The following is a 22586-nucleotide window of genomic DNA, read 5'->3' as shown; positions in this document are numbered from 1 at the left end:
GGCCTCCGGTGGCGGATTCGGGGCGCGGCCCGCCCCGGCAGGCGCGTGCGGTATTGCCCGTGCCCGGGAACAGTGTAACGCCGTCGCTGCGCAGCGCACGCGCGGCAGGACTTGTCGGGCGGCGAAACCGCGCAGAGGGCGTGCGCGCGCCGCAGCGCCTGCCCGCACCCGGCCCGAGCTTACTTGGTGACGGCCAGGACCGTGCGGCGCCCGCCCTTGAAGGTGTACAGGGTGATGGTGCCGTCGCGGATGTCGCCGCGCGCGTCGAAGGCGATCGGTCCGGTGACGCCCCTGGTCTCGATCTTCGCCAGCACCGGCAGGTACTTCGCCGGCGCCGAGGAACCGGCCTTGACCATGGCCTCGGCCATCGTCATCACGGCGTCGTAGGCGTAGGGCGCGTTGATCTGGACGTCGATGCCGAAACGCTTTTTGTAGTCGGCGCGGAACTTGTCCATCGCCGCCTTGCCGGAAGCATCGACGCCGCCGGCCTCGGCGCAGAATACCTGACCGTCCGCCATCGCGCCGCCCGACAGTTTATGGATCTCGTCCGAGCAGATGCCGTCGCCGCCCATCATCTTCACGTTCATGCCGAGCTGCTTCATCTGGCGAAGCATGGGGCCGGCCACCGCGCTCATGCCGCCGAAAAACACGAGGTCGGGCTTCTGGGCGCGGATCTTGGTCAGGATGGCGCTGAAGTCGCTGGCCTTGTCGTGGGTGAACTCGCGCGCGACCACGCTGGCGCCCTGCTGGCGCAGCCCCTTGGCGAATTCCATCACCAGGCCCTGGCCGTAGGCGGTGCGGTCGTCGATCACGGCGACGCGGCGCGCACCCATGTCCTTCACCGCATAACGCCCCAGTGCCTGGCCCAGCTGCACGTCGTTGGCCACCACGCGGAACGCCGTGTTGAAGCCCTGCTGGGTGTACTTCGGGCTGGTGCTCGACGGCGAGATCTGCGGGATGCCGGCCTGGTGGTAGATCTTCGAGGCCGGAATCGTGGTGCCCGAGGTCTCGTGGCCGACCACGCCGTTGACGCGGCCGTCGACCAGTTTCTGGGCCACGTTGGTGGCCTGCTTCGGGTCGCCGCCGTCGTCCTCGGCCACCAGCTCGAAGCGCGCCTTCTTGCCGGCGATCGTCACGCCCCGCGCGTTCAGGGCCTCGATCGCCATGCGCGCGCCGTTCTCGGTGTCCTTGCCGAAATAGGCGACCGGGCCGGTGACCGCGGCCGAGTGGCCGATCCGGACGACTTCCTGGGCCGATGCCAGGCTCGAAACCGCCAGGGCGGCGGCGGCCAGTGCTTGCTTCTTCATTGCTTCCTCATTGTTCGGTATTGCCACGCGCCGGGAGCGCGAAAGGAACAACTATAGCAAGGATGGGCCGTCCCGGTGCGGCGCCGTCAGACGGCGGCGCGGCACATGTAGAGCGCCACCGGCGGATAGCTCGCCAGCGCCAGCCGCGCGGCGTCGTCGCCGCAGGCGGCCTCGCGAAAGCCGAGCCGCTCCCAGAAACGCCGGGAATCCTGCACCGACACCAGCGCGCAATGGCCCAGCCCCTGCGCGCGCGCCAGCGCCAGCAGGCGCTCGACCAGCTGGCGCGCCAGGCCCTGGCCGGCGGCGGCCGGCGCCACCGACAGGTCGTGGATGTAGAGCGTGTCGCCCGCTTCCTGCACGTCGAAGGGGGCATCGAGCGGGGTGACCGCGCCCTTGCCGCTGCGGTAGGCGAACACGTAGGCACAGACTACGCCGCCGGACTCGGCGACGAAGGAGGTGGCGCCGGCGGCGCGGATGCGCGCGCGCACCACCTCGGCGTCTTCCTGCATGACGGGCGGATAGCAGGCGGCCTGGACGCACAGGACGGCGTCGAGGTCGTCTTCACGGATGGATCGGAGGGCGATGGGATCGTGCCGGGACATGTTAATGCTTGAGGGCAAAAGCGACATGCTACCGCATGCCGGAGGACAGCGCCGGGTTCACCCGGCCGGGCCGCCAGGTTCCGCCACGTTTTTGTCATTGAGCAATTTGTTTCCGCACGGTTTGATGCGCCCCGGCGGCGATCGCATTGCTTGCGGCATACTGGCGTCTCGTTTCCAACGCATCGGTCGGCGCCCGGCTGTCGGGGCCGGTTCTCCGGGAAAGGCCAGCATGACGCAGCAGCAGCCTCAGCAACGCGCCCAGGCGGAACAGGCCGCGGAACTGCCCTTCCGCACCCTGCTCTACCGCTTCATCTTCTTCGACTGGCTGTTCGCCGACGTCGGCCGGGCGCGCAACGCCATCGAGCGCCACGCCGCCTTCCAGCACAACCGGCGCATGAGCAAGTACCTGCCGGTCTACCTGCGCCGCTGGTCCTTCCTGACCGCCTTCGATTTCGCGCTCGGCTTCGTGCTCGAGCGCGCCATGCAGGCGACCCTGCTGTCGGCCTGGTTCTTCACCTGGTCGTGCATCACGGCGACCGGGATGGTGGTGATCGCGGTCGCCTGGTTGTTCCTGAACCAGCCGCCGCAGTCCTAAGCCGCGTGCTGCGTGCAAGCAATTTGCGCGGCGTATTCCCCGTCTTCGTTTCGTACGTACGCAACAGTTCAATAAAATCGACGCTTGACACCGAACTATATTCGGCCTACAGTCTCCTCAATGTCTATCCAACTGCACCTGTCGACTTCCCTCCCTGCCGCTGGCGCGCTATCGCTAGCGTCGCACCTACTACGCGCTTAATTGCCGCCGCCGCATCCGGCCCAGGGCCGGATTCCCGAAAGTAGTCGAAGGAAAGTTGTACGATGCAAACCATCACCCATCCCGTCGTTTCGTTCACCCGCAAGGCAGCATCGCTGTCGCCGGCTGCACTGCGCCTTCTGCCGGACGCGCTAGAACTACCGATCGGTTGCCGGGCCTAGCGTCCCGTGGCCCGTCCGGCAGCCCTCGCCACTCCCCACGCCTTCCAGGCAATCCAGCGCAGTCGTCCCGATTTTTTGTTTTCAAGCAGGAGCATTCGATCATGTTGAGCAATCCAGCCGCCAAATACCGTCCCTTCCCCGCCATCGCCCTCGAGAACCGCCAGTGGCCGGGCAAGACCATCACCCGCCCGCCGATCTGGATGAGCACCGATTTGCGCGACGGTAACCAGGCGCTGATCGAGCCGATGAGTCCGGAGAAGAAGCTGCGCTTCTTCCAGATGCTGGTGAAGATCGGCCTGAAGGAGATCGAAGTCGGTTTCCCCTCGGCCTCGCAGACCGATTTCGACTTCGTGCGGATGCTGGTGGAAGACAATCACATCCCCGACGACGTCAGCATCATCGTCCTGACCCAGGCACGCGACGAGCTGATCCGCCGCACGGTGGAGTCGGCGGTCGGCGCCAAGCGCGCCATCGTCCACATCTATAACTCGGTGGCTCCGGTGTTCCGCCGCGTGGTGTTCGGCATGGAACGCGAGGAGATCGTCGAGATCGCCGTCAACGGCACCCGCCTGATCAAGGAACTGGTGGCCGCCCATCCGGAAACCCGCTGGAGCCTGGAATATTCGCCGGAATCCTTCTCGACCACCGAACTCGATTTCTCGAAGCAGATCGTGGACGCCGTCAGCGCCGTGTGGCAGCCGACGCCCGACAATCCGATGATCGTCAACCTGCCGTCGACCGTGGAAGCGGCCACGCCGAACGTCTATGCCGACCAGATCGAATGGATGTGCCGCCACCTCGAGCGTCGCGAGTCCCTCGTCATCAGCGTGCACCCGCACAACGACCGCGGCACCGCCGTGGCGGCGGCCGAGCTGGCGGTGATGGCCGGCGCCGACCGCGTCGAGGGCTGCCTGTTCGGCAATGGCGAGCGCACCGGCAACGTCGACCTGGTGACCCTGGCCATGAACCTCTACACCCAGGGCGTGCACCCGGGCCTCGACTTCTCCGACATCGACGCCGTGCGCCAGGTGGTCGAAGAATGCAACCAGCTGCCGGTGCACCCGCGCCATCCGTACGCGGGCGACCTGGTGTTCACCGCCTTCTCGGGCTCGCACCAGGATGCGATCAAGAAGGGCTTCGCCCAGCAGAAGGCGGACGCGATCTGGGAAGTGCCCTACCTGCCGATCGACCCGCAGGACCTCGGCCGCAGCTACGACGCCGTGATCCGCGTGAACAGCCAGTCGGGCAAGGGCGGCATGGCCTACCTGCTCGAGCAGGAATACGGCCTGCAATTGCCGCGCCGCCTGCAGATCGAGTTCTCGCGCGTGGTGCAGCAGCTGGCCGACAGCAGCGGGCGCGAGATCGCGGCCAGCGACATCCACGATCTGTTCCAGCGCGAATACCTGGAGAACGAAGCGCCCTACCGCTACGTCTCGCACCGCATGAGCGAGGACAGCACGGGCGCGCAGCCGGTGCAGATCGAAATCACCGCGCTGCACGAGCGCGTGCAGGCGGTCAAGCGCGGCTTTGGTAACGGCCCGATCGACGCTTTCGTGAACGCCCTCGGCCTCGACATCCGCCTGATGGACTACCACGAGCATTCGATCGGCTCGGGCGCAAATGCGCGCGCCGCCTGCTACGTCGAGCTGCGCGTCGGGAACGGCCCGACCCTGTTCGGCGCCGGCATCGACAGCAACATCGTGACGGCTTCCTTCCGCGCCGTGCTGTCGGCGGTGAACCGCCATCTCGCTTCGGAAACCGCGAAGGCGCCCGCCATCGCTGCCTGACATCCGGCGCCCACGGGCGCCATTCCACCCGGTCCGGGAGCGTTCCCGGACCGTCCCCGGGCGATCGACCATCGCCGGGCAATCCCTTCCTGAACATCCGGCCCGGCCAGCACTTATAATCGTGCCCGGCCGTGCATCCGGCGCGGCATGTTCAATGATCGGAAAGCCCATGAAGAAAGCGCTCTACCTGCTCCTGCTCGCCTCCGGCGCCGCCGCCGCCGGCGATGACGCCGTGCTGAAATGCCGTGCCCTGACCGACGGCGCACAGCGCCTTGCCTGTTACGACGCCATGCCGCTCGGCGCCCCCGCGTCGGCCGCGCCCGGGCGCAGCGCCGAACAGAACTTCGGCATGACGCAAGCCGCCAGGGAACCGGAGCCGGACCAGATCGAGAGCAGCATCGTCGGCGATTTCGACGGCTGGAAAGCGAATACCAGGATCACGCTGGCCAACGGCCAGGTCTGGCGCATCAGCGACGGCAGCGAAGCGGTGCTGCCCCGCCTGCACAACCCCAAGGTGCGCATCACCCGCGGCCTGCTCGGCGGCGCCCTGTTCTTCAAGGTCGACGGCCAGAACAGCACGGCGCGGGTGCGCCGGGTGCAATAACAGCGGCATAATAGAGGCACTGCGCAGCGGCACGGGAAAGCCGCACTGCGCGCCCCCCGGCCGGCGCACGGCCGGCCTGGCGGAAAGCGAGTCTGTCATGAAGAAGAGCGAAGCGAGACGCCAGGCCATCCTGGATGCCGCGGCCGGCGTGTTCCATGCGTCCGGGTTCGACCGCGCCTCGATGTCGGACATCTGCAGCCGGGTCGGCTATTCGAAGGCGACGGTCTACGGCTATTTCAAGTCGAAGGAAGAGCTGCTGCTTGCGATCGCCCTCCATGCGGCCGAAGCGGAATTCGAGGCCGCGCTCGCGGCAATGGCGGCGTCGGCGCAAGCCGTCGCCGACCTCGCCGCAGTGCTCGACGGTTTCGGCCGGCGCTACCTGGCGTACACCTGCTCGTCCGAGGCGCTGGCGATGCGGCGCCTGATCCTTGCCGAAGCGGGGCGCCTCGGTCTCGGCAACCAGTGTTACGATCTCGGTCCGGCGCGGATCGTCGCCGCCCTGGCCGCCCTGCTGCACGCGGCCATGGACGCCGGCCAGCTGCGCGAAGCCGGCAGCGTGCTGGCGGCGCGGCACCTGAAAGCGCTGCTCGACGCGGAATGGGGAGAGCGCCTGCTGTTCCAGACGGCCGAGGCGCCGTCGCCCGCGCAGATCGAAGGCGCCGCCGAGCGCGCGGTGGCGGCTTTCATGGCGGCCTACCGTCCCGGCCGGCCGTTCCCCGCGTGAATCTTGCTTGAATCATGAAGACACTTTACCTGCTGTTCCTGCTCGGCCTGCCCCTCGGCGCCGGCGCGGCGGACCTGAACAATGGACAGCGTTTGTTCGGTACGCGCTGCTCGTCCTGCCACAGCGTCGGCCCGTCCGCGCGCTCCGGTTTCGGCCCCCAACTGAACGCCCTGTTCGGCCGGCGCGCCGGCACCCTGCCCGGCTACGGCTATTCGGCGGCGATGAAGCGCTCGAACATCGTGTGGTCCGACAAGACGCTCGCCGCCTTCCTCGACGACCCGGGCGACCTGGTTCCCGGCACCAAGATGCGCTTCTGGGGCATCAGCGACGAAAAGCAGGTCGCCGACCTGCTGGCCTACCTGCGCAGCCAGCAGCAGATCCAGGCGCGCTGAGGCGCGTCGAGGCAGGCACCGACCCGCGCCTGCCGAACGCGGACGCTTACCTGCGCGGGGCCAGGGCCGCGCCCAGGTCCTGGCCTGCCGGATCCACGTCCGCGCGCCGCAGGCGGTACAGGACGTGGCGCGACAGCCGGTGTCCGGGCGACAGCGCCGGATGGGCGAAGTCGCCGTCCGGATCGTGGCGCATCCCCAGGCGCTCCATGACCCGGCGCGAGCGCAGGTTGTCCGGCACCGTGAACGAAACGATCTCGTCGAGCCCGAGCGCGCCGAAGCCGTGCGCAATGCTCGCGCGCGCGCCCTCGGCGGCATAACCCTGCCCCCAGTATGCCCGGCCCAGGAACCAGCCCAGCTCGAAACAGGGCGCGAACGGCTGGTCGAAGTCCTGGTACTTGAGGCCGACGAAACCGGCCAGGGCGCCGCTCGCGCGCAGCACCGAGGCGAAGTAGCAGGTGCGGTCGCGTTCGTACAGGCGGTTCTGGTTCGCGAAGAAGGCGCTCGCCTTGTCGCGGGTCCAGGGGCCGGGCAGGAAGGCATGGACCTCGGGGTCGCTGCTCAAGCCGACGAAGGCGTCGATGTCGTCGTCGCGCCAGGTGCGCAAGGTGAGCCGCTCGGTGTGCAGGACGTTCATGCTCGCCTTTCGCGCATTTTCCGCGCATGGGTGGAGGATGGCATGCATTGTATGCCTTCGGACGGTGTCGCCGCAGATGGACGCCCGGCTTCGTGTCGCCGTGCGGCAGGTTCCCGCACCATTCCGCGTGGGCACAGGTGCCCACCCTACGAACCGCTCGCACCACACTACCTCACCGGCGGCCAGCCGCCGCCGCAGCGACCCGGGTTCGTAGGGTGGACACCTGTGTCCACGCCGTCTCACCATGAGCGCTCAGGCGACCGCGCCGGGAGTCACGTCGACAACCGGATCAGCCTTCGTCCGCCTCGCGCGCCAGATTGCTCCGCACCCGCTGCAACAGCGCATGCAACTGCTCCCGCTCCGCCTCGTCCAGCCCCGCCAGCCCCACCTCCGACAACGCCGTCCCGATCCGATGCAAGCGCGCATGCAGCTCCTGCCCCGCATCGCTCAGGTAAAGCCGCGTGCTGCGCCGGTCCGCCGCGTCGGCGCTGGCGTCCAGCAAGCCCCTGTCCCGCAGGCCGCGGATCAGCCGCGTCAGCTGGGCCTTGTCGCGTCCCGAGTGCGCCACCAGGTCGCTCAAGGTCGCCCCCGGCTCGCGCGCGAAGAAACGCAGCACCTTGCTCTCCATGTGGGTCAGCTCGTGCGCGCCGCCGGCGAAGGCGCGGAACTGCTGCGAACGGTAGAGGTGCATGATCGCATGGATGGCGTCGAACACGTCGCCCACGGCGCCGGACGCAGTATCCAACCCGGGTGCAGGCGGATTTTGGTTGACTTTATCAACTTGTTTTTTCATAATAGGAGACATTATCAACTAACTGGGTGAAACATGGAACAGCAAGAGAGCCGCCAGGTCCAACGCGTGCGCCACGCGCTGCGCATGCGCGAACTGACCGTCGCCCGCGTGGCCCCGGTCGGCGCGCATTTCGTCGCCGTCACCTTCGAAGGCGAGGCGCTGCACGACTTCGTCTCGCTGTCGTTCGACGACCACGTGAAGTTCATGGTCGACGGCGCCGACGGCGTCCAGGTGCGGCGCGACTATACGCCGCGGCGCTTCAGCGCCGACGCGCGCGAGCTGACGATCGAGTTCGCCCTGCACGGCGACGGCGCCGCATCGAACTGGGCGCGACAGGCGCGCATCGGGCAGAAAGTCGTCGTCGGCGGGCCGCGCGGCTCGATGATCGTGCCCATGGCCTTCGACTGGTACCTGCTGGCCGGCGACAGCACGGCCCTGCCGGCGATGCGGCGGCGTATCGAGGAGCTGCCGGCCGGCAGCCGCGTGATCGTGGTCGCCGCCGCCGATGCGGGCGACCGCCTGCCTTTCGCTGGCGCGGTCCAGCCTGAAGTCCACTGGGTCGAGGGTGACGACGCCCTCGTCGAGCGCGTACGCGCGCTCGTCCTGCCCGAGGGCGCGGGTTTTGCCTGGGGCGCCGGCGAAGCGGCCGCGATGCGCCGCCTGCGCGTCGTGCTGGCCGAGGAAAAAGGCATCGCCAAGGATGCGATGCGCGTCTCGGCCTACTGGAAACAGGGCGTGGCGGATCACCACGAGAATCTGGAGTAAAAGCATCTCGAGTAATCCGCCCGGCGCCGGAAACGCTCAGCGCTTTCTCGGATGCAGCGCCTGGCGCGCGCGCTTCCTTTCCTCGGCCCTGGCGAAGCGGCGCTTCTGGTCCTCGGTCTCCGGCACCAGCGCCGGCACCTGCTGCGGCTTGCGTTGCTCGTCCACCGCCACCATCGTGAAGTAGCAGCTGTTCGCGTGGCGCACCGTGCGCTGCTGGATGTTCTCGGTGACGACGCGGATGCCGACCTCCATCGAGCTCGTCCCCGTATAGTTCACCGAGGCCAGGAAGGTCACCAGTTCGCCGACGTGGATGGGCTCGAGGAACATCACCTGGTCCACCGACAGCGTCACCACGTAGGAGCCGGAATAGCGGCTGGCGCAGGCATAGGCCACGCTGTCGAGGAACTTCAGGATGGTGCCGCCGTGGACGTTGCCCGAGAAGTTGGCCATGTCGGGCGTCATCAGCACCGTCATGCTCAGCTCGTGGATGGGCCTGCCGTGTTGGTCGTTCATGATTCTGTACCGCTGGATGTGAAAACCTATTCTAGCGCCAAACCGGTTTACTTTCCGAGTCGCAAGAACTCCGGCAAGGGCCTGGCTGGCCGGCGAAAAATACGAAGTGCACAACAAATCGTCCGAATTGACCGATAATGTCGGTTTTGCGGGCGTCGTCACGCCCATTCCGCCGTTTCTGGAGACCGTATGAACAATGAAGGCCAATCGACGCTGTCGATCGAAAAATCCTTGATCCCCCTGCCACCCGCGGAGCGCTCGGCGCTGCTGCAGAACCCGGGCTTCGGCCGCGCGTTCAGCGACCACATGGTCACGATCCGCTACACCGAAGGCCGCGGCTGGCATGACGGCAAGGTCGAGGCGCGCGCCAACCTGCCGCTCGATCCGTCGACCATGGTGCTGCACTATGCGCAGGAAATCTTCGAGGGCCTGAAGGCCTACCGCCTGCCGCGGGGCGGCGCCGCGCTGTTCCGCCCCGACGCCAACGCCCGCCGCTTCCGCAATTCGGCGGTGCGCCTGGCGATGGCCCCGCTGCCGGAAGAACTGTTCCTGGAATCGGTGCGGGCCCTGGTCTCGGAAGACCGCGACTGGATCCCCGAAGCCGAAGGCTCGGCCCTGTACCTGCGCCCGTTCATGGTCGCCACCGAAGCGGCGCTGGGCGTGAAGCCCGCCAGCGAATACCTGTACTGCGTGATCGCTTCGCCGGTCGGCTCCTACTTCAAGGGCGGCGCGGCCGGCGTGACCCTGTGGGTGTCCGAGAACTACATCCGCGCCGCGCCCGGCGGCACCGGTGAAGCCAAGTGCGGCGGCAACTACGCCGCCAGCCTGGCCGCGCAGGCCGAGGCGATCCGCCAGGGCTGCGACCAGGTCGTCTTCCTCGACGCCGTCGAGCGCAAGTATGTGGAAGAACTGGGCGGCATGAACGTGTTCTTCGTGTTCGAAGACGGTTCGATCCAGACCCCGCCGCTGGGCGGCACCATCCTGCCGGGCATCACCCGCGATTCGCTGATCGTGCTGGCGCGCGACCTCGGCATCACCGTGCGCGAAGAGCCGTACTCGATCGACCAGTGGCGCGCGGACGCAGCCAGCGGCCGCCTGACCGAAGCCTTCGCCTGCGGCACCGCGGCGGTCGTCACCCCGATCGGCAAGGTCAAGGGCAGCAACTTCGAAGCCACCATCGGCGACGGCGGCGCGGGCCCGGTCACCACGAAGCTGAAGGCCGCCCTGCTCGACATCCAGAACGGCCGCGCGGAAGACCGCCACGGCTGGCTGCAGCGCGTGTTCTGATCTTCACGGCGCGGCCTCGCCGCGCCTATGCCGCGGGGCGCCGGCACGCGCCGGCGTCCCGCTCCCATGCTCTCACTCCCGACAGCGTCCCTCGCGCGCCCATGCTGAAACTCAGTCTCGACGCCCTGCTCACGGTCGACACCATCGCCCGCCGCGGCTCCTTCGCGGCCGCCGCCAAGGAATTGTTCCGGGTGCCCTCGACGATTTCGTATACCGTCGCCAAGCTCGAGGAAGACCTCGGCGTGCAGCTGTTCGAGCGCTTCGGCCCGCGCGTGACCCTCACCGGGGCCGGCGAGGAATTGCTGAAGGAAGGCCGCTACCTGCTGAAGGCGGCGGGCGACCTTGAACGGCGCGTGCGGCGCGTCGCCTCGGGCTGGGAGACCGAGTTCACGATTGCGATCGACTCGATGCTGGCGCCCTGCGGGCTGATCGGGGACATCGATGCCTTCTGCCAGGTCGCGGACCAGACCCGCCTGCGCCTGCTGAAGGAAGAACTTTCCGGCACCTGGGAAGCCCTGCTCGACCGGCGCGCCGACCTGCTGGTGGGCGCCGCCGGCACGGGTCCGTCCGGCGGCGGCTACACCGCGATGCCGCTGGCGACCGTCTCCTTCGTGTTCGTGGTCGCGCCCGGCCATCCGCTCGCCACGATTGACCGCCCGCTGTCGAAGGCCGACCTGGCGGCGCACCGCGCGGTGTCGGTGTCCGACTCGGCGCGCCAGCTGCAGGCGCGCACCGTCGGCCTGCTGTTCGGCCAGGACACCCTGGCCGTGCCGGACATGCAGACCAAATACGACTTCCAGCGCGCCGGACTGGGTTTCGGCTTCCTGCCCGAGCCCTGGGTGCGCGAGGACGTCGCCCAGGGACGCTTCGTCGCGAAACAGGTCGAGGAACCGAAGCCGGACGAGACGCTGCAGCTGGCCTGGCGTACCGGCGAGGAAGGCGCGGCCCTGGCGTGGTGGAAGGACAGGCTGCGCGCGTCGGATACGGTGGAGCGCATGCTGGCGCGGGAGTGACCGTAGGGTGGGCACTCCGTGCCCACGCGTGAAGCCTGCGTCGTGTTGGCGTTCATGAAGCGCCGCGTCAGCTCATCGTTTACGCGTGGGCACTCCGTGCCCCCCCCCTACCGCATCCGCCTTATCGCATCAGTGCGGCAGGTCGAACAGCATCACTTCCGCGTTCTCGGCGCCGTTCAGGACGATCGCGGCTTCGTCGTCGACGCGCACGGCGTCGCCGGCCTCGAGTGCGATGCCGTTCACGTTCAGCCGGCCGCGCGCCACGTGCAGGTAGCCGATGCGTTTGTCGCCGAGCGGGAAGCTCACCTCGTCGGCGCCATCCAGGATGCCGGCGTACAGCGAGGCGTCCTGGCGGATCGAGACCGAACCTTCGCGGCCGTCGTTCGAGGCGACCAGGCGCAGGCGGCCCAGCTTCGATGCGCGGTCGAAGTGCTTCTCCTCGTAGCCGGCCGGGGCGCCGGCCTGGTTCGGCTGGATCCAGATCTGCAGGAAGTGGACCGGCTCGCTCGCCGAGTGGTTGTACTCGCTGTGCACCACGCCCTTGCCCGCGCTCATGCGCTGCACGTCGCCGTAGCGCAGGACCGAGCCGTTGCCCATGCTGTCCTTGTGTTCGAGGGCGCCGTCGAGCACGTAGGAGATGATCTCCATGTCGCGGTGGCCGTGCGGATCGAAGCCGCCGCCGCCGGCGACGCGGTCCTCGTTGATCACGCGCAGCGGGCCCACGCCCATGTGCGCCGGATCGTGGTAGTGGCCGAAGGAGAAGGTGTGCTTCGAGTCCAGCCAGCCAAAGTTGGCAACGCCGCGTTCTTCGCTTTTACGTACTTTCAACATGATGCGCTCCTTTTTGATGGGCCGTTCGAACCGTTCGAACATCCGCGCCAACCGGTCTTCGTTTTCCGTTGTGCGCTGGGGCCGCGTTGTCGATGAAGTGCATTATGCCGGTGCGCGGCGCGCGCAAAAAGCGAGTAGTTTGCCGGCCTATCGTCGAAAAAATCGAACGTCATGCAAGTGCTATGCGCCGGGCTCGCTCCGGGCCTGCATCGGCTCGCCGATCGCATAGAAATGCCCCCCGGCGACGTGGTGGATGCTGCGCCACTCCGCCCCGGCGCTCTCGAAGTGCCAGTGCCCGTCCTTGAACACGCGCGCGTCGGCCCAGGCCGCCGTGACTTCGCCGATGAAAAGGTCGTAGGCCTGCTGGTTGTGCGGCTCCGGCACCAGGCGGCAGGCCAGCCAGGCCGAGCAGCCGGCGACGAAGGGCATGCCGGTCTCGCCGAGCCGGACCAGCTCGACGCCGGCCACGTCCAGCTTGTCCGGTTCGCTGGCGCGGCCGCGCGTGCCGACTTCATGGGTCAGCTGCAGCAGCCGCACGGTCGGCACCTGGATCACGAATTGGCCGCTGGCCTCGACCAGTGCCCGCGTATGCGTGCTCTTGTCGAGCACCACGGTGAGTTTCGGCGGCGCGAAGTCGAGGGCGCAGGCCCAGGCCGCGGCCATGACGTTGTCGACGCCCGCGTGGCGGGCCGAGACCAGGACCGTCGGCCCGTGGGTCAGCAGGCGGTAGGCCTTTTCCAGCGGGACGGGTTGGATGTGTTCGTTCATGCTTGGCTCCAGGTGGGATCTCGCGGCGCTCGGCACGGTCCGCCGCCCGATCGGATAAGATGCATTGTATGACAGGCCGATCGGGCGCCTGTCCACGGGAGAATCCATGAACCACGCGTCGGCCTGCGCGCCGGACACCGCGGCTGCCGACATTGCACCAGGCATGGTGCGCCTGCTGGCCTTTGCCGCCGGCCTGATCGTCGCCAACCTGTATTACGCCCAGCCCCTGGTCGGGCCGATCGCGGCCGCCACCGGCCTCTCGGCGGGCGCCGCCGGCCTGGTCGTCACCCTCACCCAGATCGGCTATGCGCTCGGCCTGTTCTTCATCGTGCCGCTCGGCGACCTGGTGGAGAACCGGCGCCTGGTGTTCGTCCTCTTGCTGGGCACCGCGCTGGCGCTGGCGGCGGCGGCCTTCAGCGAGCAGGCCTGGCTGTTCCTCGCCAGCTCGCTCGGCATCGGCCTCGGTTCGGTGGCGGCCCAGGTGCTGGTGCCCTTCGCGGCCCACCTGTCGCGCGACGAGACGCGCGGCTACAACGTCGGCAGGGTCGTCAGCGGCCTGCTGCTGGGGATCATGCTGGCGCGCCCGGTAGCCAGCCTGGTGGCCGACCACGCCGGCTGGCACAGCATGTTCGGCGCCGCCGCCCTGGTCGTGCTGGCGCTGGCCTTCCTCCTGCGCCGCCGCCTGCCGCTGCGCCAGCCAGGTTCTCCGCTATCCTACTGGTCGCTGATCGGGTCGCTGCGCCACTTGTTCGCCACGACGCCGGTGCTGCGCCGGCGCGCCGCCTACCAGGCCGCCATGTTCGGCTGCTTCAGCCTGTTCTGGACCGTGACGCCGCTGATGCTCGCCGGGCCCGCCTTCGGGCTGTCGCAGACCGGCATCGCGGTCTTCGCCCTGGTCGGCATGGCCGGCGCCGTCGCCTCGCCGATCGCCGGCAAGCTGGCCGACCGCGGCCACACCCTGCCGGCCACCGCCTGCGCGCTGCTGCTGGCGGTCGCCGGCTTCGCCCTGCCGCTGCTGGCGCCAGCAGCCGGGCCACATGCGCGCGACCTGGCCCTGGCCTTGCTGGTGATCGCCGCCATCGTGGTCGACATGGCCGTGGCCGCGAACATGGTGCTGGGCCAGCGCGCGATCTTCGCCCTCGGCGCCGAAGTGCGCGGACGCCTGAACGGCATCTACTTTTCGCTGTTCTTCGTTGGCGGCGCGGTGGGTTCGGCGGCCGGCGGCTGGGTCTACGCGCAGTACGGCTGGGATGCGGTCCTGCTGCTCGGCATGGCCCTGCCGGGCGCCGCCCTGCTGTACTGGGTCAGCGAATACCTGGCCAGCACCAGGACCGTACGCGAAACGGCTTAGGCTTCAGGCCAGGCGCGCCAGTTCCGCCTCGCTGAAACCGGCCCGGCGGCGCGCCTCGAGGTTGAACGGACCTTTCAACACCGGCGCCTTGTAGCGCGCCGTCAGCGCGTCGTAGGTGGAGATCGGCTCCAGGCCGCGTCCGGCGCACAGGTAGAGGTACCAGCGGTTGCCGATCTCCACGTGGCCTTCCTCGTCGCGCAGCAGGATGTCGAGAATCTCCGCCGCCGCCACGTCGCCGGCCTGGGCCAGCTTGGCGCGCAGCGGCGGGATCGCGTCCAGCCCGCGCGCCTCCAGCGTGCGCGGCACCAGGGCCATGCGCGCCAGCACGTCGCCGCTGGTCTTGCCGACCATCTCCCACAGGCTGTCGTGGCCCGGAAAATCGCCGTAGGCATAACCGAGGCCGGCCAGGTGTTGCGACAGCAGCGCGAAGTGATAGGCCTCTTCGCGCGCCACGCGCAGCCAGTCGGTGTAGTACGCAAGCGGCATGCCGGGGAAGCGCCACAGGGCGTCCAGCGCCAGGTTGACCGCGTTGAACTCGATGTGGGCCAGCGCGTGGATCAGCATGGCGCGCCCTTCGGTGGTCGCCATCGAGCGCCGTCCGACCAGGCGCGGCGGCACCAGCTCGGGCCTTTCGGGGCGGCCGGGAATGGCGCCGGCGGGTTGCAGCACCGCGGCATTGTCGACCCGGGCCTGGCCCTGGCTATGCAGCTCGGCAAGTTCCGCGACCATGCGGGTTTTCGCCGCCGGATCGGTTTCGAGCAGGGATGCCAATGCGCCAGCGCGCAGCTCGGTCGGAAGTGCCATGGTGTATGTCGTCGTCATCAAAGCGCGCAGTGTAGCAAACCGGGGCGTTGGCCGGCCATATGCGGAAAACAGATACGCATCTAGCAAAAGCTTCGTTCCCATCGGCCGGGCGAGTCTTTAAGGTATGCCTTACCTGATGACTTTTCCGGAACAATCATGATCAAGAATAAGCTGTTCGCCCTCGTCGCCGCCACCGTTGCCGCCGCCACCCTCCTGCAACCGGCCTTTGCCGCCGACATCAACCTGCTCAACGTCTCCTACGACCCGACGCGCGAGCTCTACCAGGACGTGAACGCGGCCTTCGCCAGGTCGTGGAAGGCGCAGACCGGCGACAACGTCAAGATCAAGCAGTCGCACGGCGGCTCCGGCAAGCAGGCGCGCTCGGTGATCGATGGCCTGGAAGCCGACGTCGTCACCCTGGCGCTGGGCTACGACATCGACGCCCTGGTCGACAAGGGCCTGCTGCGCCACGGCTGGCAGGCGCGCCTGCCGCACAACAGCGCGCCGTATACCTCGACCATCGTGCTGCTGGTACGCAAGGGCAACCCGAAAGCCATCAAGGACTGGAACGACCTGGTGAAACCCGGCGTCTCGGTGATCACGCCGAATCCGAAGACCTCGGGCGGCGCGCGCTGGAACCACCTCGCGGCCTGGGGCTATGCGCTGCGCCAGCCGGGCGGCAACGAGAACACCGCCAAGGAATTCCTGCGCAAGCTGTACAAGAACGTGCCGGTGCTCGATTCCGGCGCGCGCGGCGCCACCACCACCTTCGTCGAACGCGGCATCGGCGACGTGCTGATCGCCTGGGAGAACGAAGCCTACCTGGCGGTGAAGGAACTCGGCCCGGACAAGTTCGACATCGTCACGCCCTCGGTCAGCATCCTGGCCGAGCCGCCGGTGGCCGTGGTCGACCGTTTCGCCGACAAGCACCAGACCCGCAAGGTGGCCGAGGCCTACCTGAACTACCTCTACACCGACGAGGCCCAAGCCATCATCGCCAACAACTACTACCGTCCGGCCACGCCGAAGGCGGCCAGGCAGTTCGCGAACCGCTTCCCGAAGGTGAAGCTGTTCACCATCGGCGACGTCGCCGGCACCTGGGCCAACGCCCAGAAGACCCACTTCGCCGACGGCGGGGTGTTCGACCAGATCTACCTGAGCAAGTGATCGGTCGCCGGCGGGCCGGCGCCTGGGCGGGAAACGCGCGATAATCGTGGCTCCCGCAACCAGGAGATCGTGCGATGTACATCCCTGCCCACTTCGACGAGCCGCGCCGCGATGCCCTGCATGCGCTGATCCGGGATCATCCCTTCGGTACTTTGGTGACGCATGGCGCGCAGGGGCTGGACGCCAATCATCTTCCGTTCGCGCTGATCCACCAGCCGGACGGCCCCGGGCTGCTCCACGCCCACGTGGCGCGCGCCAATCCGCTCTGGCGCGAATGCGGTGACGGCGATGAGGTGCTGGTCATCTTCCAGGGCGGCGACGCCTATGTATCGCCCAACTGGTATCCGTCCAAGCACGACGAACACAAACAGGTGCCGACCTGGAACTACATGGTGGTCCATGCCCATGGCCGCATCCGGGTGCGCGACGACGAGCGCTTCGTGCGCGCCGTGGTCGGGCGCCTGACGAAGACCCACGAAGCGGCCCAGCCCGTGCCCTGGACAATGGCGGACAGCCCGCGCGGCTTCATCGACACCCTGCTGCAGGCGGTGGTGGGCATCGAGATCGAGATCACGCGCCTGGTCGGCAAGGCCAAGCTCAGCCAGAACAAGGACGTGCGCGACCTGCGCGGCGCGGCCCAGGGGGTGAAGGCAAGCGGCAGCGATGCGCTTGCCGACGCCATGCTGGCCTGCGCCCAGGCGAAGGAAAGCGGCCGCTAGTTTACGCGTGGGCACGGGGCGCCCACCCTACTAAAACGGCCCCCATCCACTCTGCTGGCAGGGCCAGAACGGCTTGAACCGGGTCAGACAGACCCTAAGCCGGCTCGACGGCGTCTCCAGCCGCCACCACGCAATTGCGCCCACCGCGCTTGGCCGCGTACAGCGCCCCGTCGGCGGCGGCGATCAGCGCCGCGGCATCGTTCAGATGCTCCCGGTCGAAGCTGGCCACGCCGATGCTGAGGGTGACGATGGGCCGCAGCGCCTGCGGCGCGTGTTCCAGCGCCAGCGAGGCCACGTGCTCGCGGATCGCATTCGCGTGCGCACGCGCCTGCTCGGGCGTGGTGTCGGGCAGGATCGCCGCGAACTCCTCGCCGCCGTAGCGCGCGGCGACGTCGGCCGGGCGCTTGAGCATGGCCGCCAGGGCCCGGGCCACCGTCGCCAGGCAGGCGTCGCCGCCCTGGTGGCCGAAGTGGTCGTTGTAGGCCTTGAAGGAATCGATGTCCATCAGCAGCAGCGAGAGCGCCCCGCCGCTGCGCTGGGCGCGGCGCAGCTCGCGCTCCAGGGCGACGTCGAAATAGCGCCGGTTGGCGATGCCGGTCAGGCCGTCGACGTAGGATCGGGCGCGCAGCGACTCCGCATGTTCCAGCAGCTGGCGCTCGCGCCCGAGCGCGCCGCTGACGTCGCGGATCTCGATCAGGCAGAACGGCTGGCCGTTCTCGGCGAAGGGCGTGACCAGCACCGCCTGCTCGATCCGTTCGCCGTCGAAACTGCCCGCCGCGCGCAGCGGAAACGGGGTGCGGTCCTGGGCCTGGGGCACGCGGGTCGTGATGTTGTCGAACAGGGCCGCCAGCACCGCCGCCTCCACGCGCGAGCCGCGCAGCCCGGCAAACACCTCGAACAACCCCTGTCCCGTCACCCGCGCCGCCGAACGGCCCGAGCGCGCGCTCATCCAGCGGTTCCAGAGCACGATGTGCTGCTGGACGTCGACAACGACCAGGCCGCAGTCGGCGAGGTTGACGGCCTGGCGGGAAAAGTCGGCTGCGGCGTCGTGAGTAGGGGCGGGCACGGTGACAGTTCGATAAGGAAACTATCGATGATACTGGAAAACACCGGACTTGCCGACCTCGGCGAAGGCGGCATTTGTCGGATAATCTTGCCATCGGCCACGGCACCCCCATCTGACGACCATGAACGATTCCGCCCTTCCCGCCAGCCTGCGCCACGACTTCCACCCGGCCGTCGCCGCCTGGTTCGCCGCCAGCTTCCCCGGCGCCACCGAGGCCCAGCTACGCGCCTGGCCGCTCATCCAGTCCGGGCGAGCCACCCTGGTCGCGGCGCCGACCGGCTCGGGCAAGACCCTGACCGCCTTCCTGGCCGCGATCGACGCCCTGGTGCGCGATAGCACCGACAAGCCGCTGCCGGACGAGACCCGGGTGCTCTACGTCTCGCCGCTGAAGGCCCTGTCGAACGACATCCGCGTCAACCTCGAGGGCCCGCTGGAGGGCATCGACCGCCAGCTCGCCGCGATGGGCCTGGCGCCGCACGGCATCCGCGGCGCCGTGCGCACCGGCGACACCACTACCGCCGAACGCAACGCCATGCGCCGCCGGCCCCCGCACATCCTGGTTTCCACCCCGGAGTCGCTCTACGTGCTGCTCGGCTCGGACAGCGGCCGCACCATGCTCGCCACCGTGCGCACCGTGATCGTCGACGAGATCCACGCGGTCGCCGGCAGCAAGCGCGGCAGCCACCTGACGCTGAGCCTGGAGCGCCTGGAGGCGCTGTGCGCGCAGCATGGGAACCCGGCCCCGGTGCGGATCGGCCTGTCGGCCACCCAGAAGCCGATTGCGAGCGTCGCCGACTTCCTGGTCGGCGCCGGCGCGTCCTGCGCCGTGGTCGACGTCGGCCACGTGCGCGCGCGCGACCTGGCGCTGGAGCTGCCGCCGGTGCCGCTGGAGGCGGTGATGCCGAACGACGTCTGGGAGCGGGTCTACGACCGCATGGCCGAACTGGTGGTGCTGCACCGGACCACCCTCATCTTCGTGAATACCCGGCGCATGGCCGAGCGCCTGGCGCGCCACCTGGGCGAGCGGCTCGGCGCCGGCCACGTGGCCGCCCACCACGGCAGCCTGGCCAAGGAATACCGCCTGGACGCCGAACAGCGCCTCAAGCGCGGCGAATTGCAGGCGCTGATCGCCACCGCCTCGCTCGAACTGGGGATCGACATCGGCGACGTCGACCTGGTCTGCCAGGTCGGCTCGCCACGCAATATCGCCGCCTTCCTGCAACGTGTCGGCCGCTCCGGCCACTTCGTCGGCGGCACGCCCAAGGGCCGCCTGTTCCCGACCTCGCGCGACGACCTGGTCGAATGCGCCGCCCTGCTCGACTGCGTGCGGCGCGGCGAGCTCGACGCCCTGCGCATCCCGCGCGCCCCGCTCGACGTGCTGGCCCAGCAGATCGTGGCCGAAGTGGCCTGCCGGGAGTGGAGCGAAGACGCCCTGTTCGCGCTGGTGCGGCGCGCCCGGCCCTACGCCGAACTGCAGCGGGAAAGCTTCGACGCCCTGCTGCGCATGCTGGCCGAGGGCTACACCACACGCGCGGGCGTGCGCGGCGCCTACATCCACCGCGACGCGGCGACGCATTCGCTACGCGGCCGGCGCGGCGGCAAGCTGGCGGCCGTGACTTCCGGCGGCACGATTCCCGAGAACGCCGACTACACGGTGCTGCTCGAACCGCAGGGCCTGTCGGTGGGCAGCGTGAACGAGGACTTCGCGGTCGAGAGCCTGGCCGGCGACGTGTTCCAGCTCGGGAACACCTCCTACCGCATCATGAAGATCGAATCGGGCAAGGTGCGGGTCGAGGACGCCCACGGCGCCGCGCCCAACATCCCGTTCTGGCACGGCGAGGCGCCGGGACGCAGCGACGAATTGTCCGCCGGCGTGGCGCGCCTGCGCGCCGAGGTCGAGCGCCAGCTGGCCGGGCCGGACGAGGGTCCGGCTCTCGACCGGGCGCTGGACTGGCTGGCCGAACACCTCGGCCTGAAGGACGCCGCCGCGTCGCAGATCGTCGATTACCTGGCCCGTTCACGCGCCGCGCTGGGCGCCCTGCCGACCCGGGACACGCTGGTGATGGAACGCTTCTTCGACGAGTCCGGCGGCATGCAGCTGGTGCTGCACAGCCCCTACGGCAGCCGCATCAACCGCGCCTGGGGGCTGGCGCTGCGCAAGCGCTTTTGCCGCAGCTTCAACTTCGAGCTGCAGGCGGCCGCCACCGAGGACGCGATCATCCTGTCGCTCTCGACCAGCCACAGCTTTCCGCTCGACGAGGTCTGGCGCTACCTGCGCTCGAACACGGCCGAGGCGATCCTGGTCCAGGCCCTGCTCGACGCCCCGGTGTTCAACGTGCGCTGGCGCTGGAACGCGACCACCGCCCTGGCCCTGCCGCGCTTCGCCGGCGGACGCAAGGTCGCGCCCCAGCTGCAGCGCATGAAGAGCGACGACCTGCTGGCCTCGGTCTTCCCGGACGGGGCGGCCTGCCTGGAAAACATCGTCGGCGACCGCGAACTGCCCAGCCACCCGCTGGTCGACCAGACCCTGGACGACTGCCTGCACGACGCCATGGACAGCGAGGGCTGGCTGGCGCTGCTGCGGCGCGTGGAGGCGGGCGAGGTGCGCCTGCTGGCGCGCGACCTGCCGGCGCCCTCGCCGCTGGCGGCCGAGATCCTGAACGCGCGGCCCTATGCCTTCCTGGACGACGCCCCGCTCGAGGAGCGCCGCACCCAGGCGGTGCTGAACCGGCGCTGGAGCGATCCCGCCTCCAGCGACGACCTCGGGGCCCTGGATGCCGACGCGATCGCCGCCGTCGCCGAGGAAGCCTGGCCGCGCGCCCGCAGCGCCGACGAAGTGCAGGAAGCGCTGGTCGCGCTGGGTTGCGTCACCGAGGACGAGGCGCAAGGCCAGGAAGGCTGGCCCGGCTGGCTGGCGCAACTGGCCGAGGCCGGCCGCGCGGCGCGCATGCGCGCTCCAGGCGGGGCGGATCTCTGGGTCGCGCTCGAACGCCTCGACTGCCTGCGGGCGGTGTATCCGGATGCCGCCATCGCGCCGCCTTTGGTCGTCCCCGACAGCCACCGCGGCAACGCGGGCGAGCCCTGGACCTTCGACACCGCCCTGGTGGAAGTCGTGCGCGCCCGGCTGTCGGGCAGCGGGCCACGGCCGCTCGGCGCCATCGCCGCCGGCCTGTCGCTGCCGGCCGGGGCAGTCGGCATCGCCCTGGCTGCGCTGGAAAGCGAAGGCCATGTCATGCGCGGCCGCTTCACGCCGGGCGCGCCTGACGAGGAATGGTGCGAACGCCACCTGCTGGCGCGCATCCATCGCTACACCATCAAGCGCCTGCGCCGCGAGATCGAGCCGGTCGAACTGCAGGACTTCATGCGCTTCCTGTTCGACTGGCAGCACCTGACGCCCGACACCCAGTGGCGGGGCCAGGAAGCGCTGCCCCAGCTGCTGGCCCTGCTCGAAGGCTATCCGGCCCCGGCCGGCGCCTGGGAGCCGGACCTGCTGGCCCTGCGCATGCCCGACTATTCCATCCTCTGGCTGGACGAGCTGTGCCGCGCCGGCAAGCTGGTCTGGACCCGCATCGATGCGCCGCGTTCGGTGGCCGGCGGCCCGGTGCGCTCGACCCCGATCGTGCTGCTGCCGCTCCGCCAGACGGCGCTCTGGCATGCGCTGCCGCAGGATGCCGGCGCACCCGACGTGTCGCCGCGCGCGGCCGTGGTGCTGGAGGCGCTGCGCCGCCACGGCGCCCTGTTCTTCGACGAACTGGTGCACGAGGTGCGCATGCTGCCGGTGGAACTGGAGAACGCGCTGGGCGAACTGGTGAGCCTGGGCCTGGCGAACGCCGACAGCTTCGCCGGCATGCGCGCCATGCTGCAGCCGGTGGCGAAACGCGCAAGCATGGACCGCAAGCGCCGCCGCGGCGCCGGCCCGGGCATGGAGGAAGCCGGGCGCTGGGCGCTGGTGCGGCGCGCCGGCGTGGACGATACGCCGCCACAGGACGCAAGCGCGCCGCGCCGGCGCCGGCTGGCCCCGGAGACGCTCGAATATGTCGCCCTGACGCTGCTGCGCCGCTACGGCGTGATGTTCTGGCGCCTGCTCGAGCGCGAGGCGCCCTGGCTGCCGTCCTGGCGCGAGCTGCTGCCGGTCTACCACCGGCTCGAGGCGCGCGGCGAGATCCGCGGCGGGCGCTTCGTCGCCGGCTTCTCGGGCGAGCAGTTCGCGCTGCCGGAGGCGATTCCCCTGCTGCGCGAAGTCCGGCGGCGCCCGCACGACGGGAAGCTGGTCTGCCTCTCCGGGATCGATCCGCTGAACCTCTGCGGCACCCTGCTCCCGGGCGACAAGGTGCCGGCGCTGGGCGGCAACCGCATCCTGTTCCGCGACGGCCTGCCGGTGGCCCACATCGTCGCCGGCAAGATCGGCTACCCCGCGCCGCCCGGCGCCGACCGCGAACTGTTCCACGCGCACCTGGTCGGGCGCGGCAGGCTCTAGGTACCGG

Annotated in this window: 21 protein-coding genes; 12 read left to right on the top strand and 9 right to left on the bottom strand. The window is 69.3% G+C overall.

The window, feature by feature from the left end; all coding sequences use genetic code 11:
- Positions 1-179: 179 nt before the first annotated feature.
- Positions 180-1307 carry a branched-chain amino acid ABC transporter substrate-binding protein gene (locus tag RT688_RS18690; RefSeq protein ID WP_313706351.1) on the bottom strand — a complete coding sequence of 376 codons (1128 nt, stop codon included), beginning with the start codon at positions 1305-1307 and terminating at the stop codon, positions 180-182.
- 86 nt (positions 1308-1393) lie between these two features.
- Positions 1394-1909, bottom strand: coding sequence for a GNAT family N-acetyltransferase (locus RT688_RS18685; protein ID WP_313706350.1), 516 nt, complete (start codon positions 1907-1909; stop codon positions 1394-1396).
- Between the two features lie 229 nt (positions 1910-2138).
- On the opposite strand from RT688_RS18685, the gene RT688_RS18680 reads away from it, so the two are divergent.
- The 5 genes from RT688_RS18680 to RT688_RS18660 all read left to right on the top strand — a co-directional run bounded on the left by RT688_RS18680 (position 2139) and on the right by RT688_RS18660 (position 6391).
- Positions 2139-2504, top strand: a complete 366-nt coding sequence (locus RT688_RS18680; protein WP_313706349.1) for a hypothetical protein — start codon at positions 2139-2141, stop codon at positions 2502-2504.
- Between the two features lie 478 nt (positions 2505-2982).
- Positions 2983-4671 (top strand): 2-isopropylmalate synthase, encoded by a 1689-nt coding sequence (leuA, locus tag RT688_RS18675; RefSeq protein WP_313706360.1) that lies wholly within the window; start codon positions 2983-2985, stop codon positions 4669-4671.
- A 169-nt stretch (positions 4672-4840) separates the two neighbouring features.
- Entirely contained in the window at positions 4841-5275 is a 435-nt protein-coding gene (locus RT688_RS18670; RefSeq protein ID WP_313706348.1) for a hypothetical protein, read from the top strand.
- Positions 5276-5372: 97 nt separating this feature from the next.
- Positions 5373-5999, top strand: coding sequence for a TetR/AcrR family transcriptional regulator (locus RT688_RS18665; protein WP_313706347.1), 627 nt, complete (start codon positions 5373-5375; stop codon positions 5997-5999).
- A gap of 14 nt (positions 6000-6013) precedes the next feature.
- The gene (locus tag RT688_RS18660; RefSeq protein WP_313706346.1) at positions 6014-6391 is read left to right on the top strand and encodes a cytochrome c family protein; all 378 of its coding nucleotides are present in this window, start codon (positions 6014-6016) and stop codon (positions 6389-6391) included.
- 46 nt (positions 6392-6437) lie between these two features.
- Here the strand turns inward: RT688_RS18660 and RT688_RS18655 are convergent, their stop codons facing one another.
- Both RT688_RS18655 and RT688_RS18650 read right to left on the bottom strand, forming a co-directional pair.
- The gene (locus tag RT688_RS18655) at positions 6438-7025 is read right to left on the bottom strand and encodes a GNAT family N-acetyltransferase (RefSeq protein WP_313706345.1); all 588 of its coding nucleotides are present in this window, start codon (positions 7023-7025) and stop codon (positions 6438-6440) included.
- Positions 7026-7314: 289 nt separating this feature from the next.
- Entirely contained in the window at positions 7315-7818 is a 504-nt protein-coding gene (locus RT688_RS18650) for a MarR family winged helix-turn-helix transcriptional regulator (protein ID WP_313706344.1), read from the bottom strand.
- 33 nt (positions 7819-7851) lie between these two features.
- On the opposite strand from RT688_RS18650, the gene RT688_RS18645 reads away from it, so the two are divergent.
- The gene (locus RT688_RS18645; RefSeq protein ID WP_313706343.1) at positions 7852-8583 is read left to right on the top strand and encodes a siderophore-interacting protein; all 732 of its coding nucleotides are present in this window, start codon (positions 7852-7854) and stop codon (positions 8581-8583) included.
- A gap of 36 nt (positions 8584-8619) precedes the next feature.
- Here the strand turns inward: RT688_RS18645 and RT688_RS18640 are convergent, their stop codons facing one another.
- Entirely contained in the window at positions 8620-9096 is a 477-nt protein-coding gene (locus RT688_RS18640; protein WP_313706342.1) for an acyl-CoA thioesterase, read from the bottom strand.
- Between the two features lie 189 nt (positions 9097-9285).
- Between RT688_RS18640 and RT688_RS18635 the strand changes: the two genes are divergently transcribed.
- Both RT688_RS18635 and RT688_RS18630 read left to right on the top strand, forming a co-directional pair.
- On the top strand, positions 9286-10383 hold the full coding sequence (locus RT688_RS18635) for a branched-chain amino acid aminotransferase (protein ID WP_313706341.1): 1098 nt from the start codon (positions 9286-9288) through the stop codon (positions 10381-10383).
- Between the two features lie 101 nt (positions 10384-10484).
- The gene (locus tag RT688_RS18630; protein WP_313706340.1) at positions 10485-11396 is read left to right on the top strand and encodes a LysR substrate-binding domain-containing protein; all 912 of its coding nucleotides are present in this window, start codon (positions 10485-10487) and stop codon (positions 11394-11396) included.
- A 129-nt stretch (positions 11397-11525) separates the two neighbouring features.
- Here the strand turns inward: RT688_RS18630 and RT688_RS18625 are convergent, their stop codons facing one another.
- Together RT688_RS18625 and RT688_RS18620 are read right to left on the bottom strand one after the other, a co-directional pair.
- Positions 11526-12227: a pirin family protein gene (locus tag RT688_RS18625; protein ID WP_313706339.1), complete on the bottom strand. Its 702-nt coding sequence runs from the start codon at positions 12225-12227 to the stop codon at positions 11526-11528.
- 180 nt (positions 12228-12407) lie between these two features.
- On the bottom strand, positions 12408-12995 hold the full coding sequence (locus RT688_RS18620; RefSeq protein WP_217619171.1) for a flavin reductase family protein: 588 nt from the start codon (positions 12993-12995) through the stop codon (positions 12408-12410).
- A 106-nt stretch (positions 12996-13101) separates the two neighbouring features.
- Here RT688_RS18620 and RT688_RS18615 point away from each other — a divergent pair, with 106 nt between their 5' ends.
- Complete coding sequence (locus tag RT688_RS18615) at positions 13102-14346, top strand: MFS transporter (RefSeq protein ID WP_313706338.1); 1245 nt, start codon at positions 13102-13104, stop codon at positions 14344-14346.
- Positions 14347-14349: 3 nt separating this feature from the next.
- Here RT688_RS18615 and RT688_RS18610 read toward each other — a convergent pair whose 3' ends face one another.
- Positions 14350-15150 carry a ferritin-like domain-containing protein gene (locus RT688_RS18610; protein WP_313706337.1) on the bottom strand — a complete coding sequence of 267 codons (801 nt, stop codon included), beginning with the start codon at positions 15148-15150 and terminating at the stop codon, positions 14350-14352.
- 156 nt (positions 15151-15306) lie between these two features.
- On the opposite strand from RT688_RS18610, the gene RT688_RS18605 reads away from it, so the two are divergent.
- Together RT688_RS18605 and RT688_RS18600 are read left to right on the top strand one after the other, a co-directional pair.
- Entirely contained in the window at positions 15307-16317 is a 1011-nt protein-coding gene (locus RT688_RS18605; RefSeq protein WP_313706336.1) for a sulfate ABC transporter substrate-binding protein, read from the top strand.
- A 74-nt stretch (positions 16318-16391) separates the two neighbouring features.
- Positions 16392-17036, top strand: a complete 645-nt coding sequence (locus RT688_RS18600; RefSeq protein WP_313706335.1) for an FMN-binding negative transcriptional regulator — start codon at positions 16392-16394, stop codon at positions 17034-17036.
- Between the two features lie 94 nt (positions 17037-17130).
- Here RT688_RS18600 and RT688_RS18595 read toward each other — a convergent pair whose 3' ends face one another.
- On the bottom strand, positions 17131-18102 hold the full coding sequence (locus tag RT688_RS18595) for a diguanylate cyclase domain-containing protein (RefSeq protein ID WP_313706334.1): 972 nt from the start codon (positions 18100-18102) through the stop codon (positions 17131-17133).
- Positions 18103-18223: 121 nt separating this feature from the next.
- On the opposite strand from RT688_RS18595, the gene RT688_RS18590 reads away from it, so the two are divergent.
- Positions 18224-22579, top strand: a complete 4356-nt coding sequence (locus RT688_RS18590) for a DEAD/DEAH box helicase (RefSeq protein ID WP_313706333.1) — start codon at positions 18224-18226, stop codon at positions 22577-22579.
- Positions 22580-22586: the final 7 nt, after the last annotated feature.

Origin of the sequence: Massilia sp. (assembly GCF_032106685.1) — a bacterium.
Classification (GTDB): domain Bacteria; phylum Pseudomonadota; class Gammaproteobacteria; order Burkholderiales; family Burkholderiaceae_D; genus Telluria.
Note: the sequence above shows the minus strand (reverse complement) of the source record. Positions and strands in the feature narration are given on the sequence as shown.

What these genes read in the sequence shown, in the direction of transcription:
- RT688_RS18690 (WP_313706351.1), bottom strand. Translation starts at nt 1,307, where the DNA reads ATGAAGAAGCAAGCACTGGCCGCCGCCGCCCTGGCGGTTTCGAGCCTG.
- RT688_RS18685 (WP_313706350.1), bottom strand. Translation starts at nt 1,909, where the DNA reads ATGTCCCGGCACGATCCCATCGCCCTCCGATCCATCCGTGAAGACGAC.
- RT688_RS18680 (WP_313706349.1), top strand. Translation starts at nt 2,139, where the DNA reads ATGACGCAGCAGCAGCCTCAGCAACGCGCCCAGGCGGAACAGGCCGCG.
- RT688_RS18670 (WP_313706348.1), top strand. Translation starts at nt 4,841, where the DNA reads ATGAAGAAAGCGCTCTACCTGCTCCTGCTCGCCTCCGGCGCCGCCGCC.
- RT688_RS18665 (WP_313706347.1), top strand. Translation starts at nt 5,373, where the DNA reads ATGAAGAAGAGCGAAGCGAGACGCCAGGCCATCCTGGATGCCGCGGCC.
- RT688_RS18660 (WP_313706346.1), top strand. Translation starts at nt 6,014, where the DNA reads ATGAAGACACTTTACCTGCTGTTCCTGCTCGGCCTGCCCCTCGGCGCC.
- RT688_RS18655 (WP_313706345.1), bottom strand. Translation starts at nt 7,025, where the DNA reads ATGAACGTCCTGCACACCGAGCGGCTCACCTTGCGCACCTGGCGCGAC.
- RT688_RS18650 (WP_313706344.1), bottom strand. Translation starts at nt 7,818, where the DNA reads ATGAAAAAACAAGTTGATAAAGTCAACCAAAATCCGCCTGCACCCGGG.
- RT688_RS18645 (WP_313706343.1), top strand. Translation starts at nt 7,852, where the DNA reads ATGGAACAGCAAGAGAGCCGCCAGGTCCAACGCGTGCGCCACGCGCTG.
- RT688_RS18640 (WP_313706342.1), bottom strand. Translation starts at nt 9,096, where the DNA reads ATGAACGACCAACACGGCAGGCCCATCCACGAGCTGAGCATGACGGTG.
- RT688_RS18635 (WP_313706341.1), top strand. Translation starts at nt 9,286, where the DNA reads ATGAACAATGAAGGCCAATCGACGCTGTCGATCGAAAAATCCTTGATC.
- RT688_RS18630 (WP_313706340.1), top strand. Translation starts at nt 10,485, where the DNA reads ATGCTGAAACTCAGTCTCGACGCCCTGCTCACGGTCGACACCATCGCC.
- RT688_RS18625 (WP_313706339.1), bottom strand. Translation starts at nt 12,227, where the DNA reads ATGTTGAAAGTACGTAAAAGCGAAGAACGCGGCGTTGCCAACTTTGGC.
- RT688_RS18620 (WP_217619171.1), bottom strand. Translation starts at nt 12,995, where the DNA reads ATGAACGAACACATCCAACCCGTCCCGCTGGAAAAGGCCTACCGCCTG.
- RT688_RS18615 (WP_313706338.1), top strand. Translation starts at nt 13,102, where the DNA reads ATGAACCACGCGTCGGCCTGCGCGCCGGACACCGCGGCTGCCGACATT.
- RT688_RS18610 (WP_313706337.1), bottom strand. Translation starts at nt 15,150, where the DNA reads ATGGCACTTCCGACCGAGCTGCGCGCTGGCGCATTGGCATCCCTGCTC.
- RT688_RS18605 (WP_313706336.1), top strand. Translation starts at nt 15,307, where the DNA reads ATGATCAAGAATAAGCTGTTCGCCCTCGTCGCCGCCACCGTTGCCGCC.
- RT688_RS18600 (WP_313706335.1), top strand. Translation starts at nt 16,392, where the DNA reads ATGTACATCCCTGCCCACTTCGACGAGCCGCGCCGCGATGCCCTGCAT.
- RT688_RS18590 (WP_313706333.1), top strand. Translation starts at nt 18,224, where the DNA reads ATGAACGATTCCGCCCTTCCCGCCAGCCTGCGCCACGACTTCCACCCG.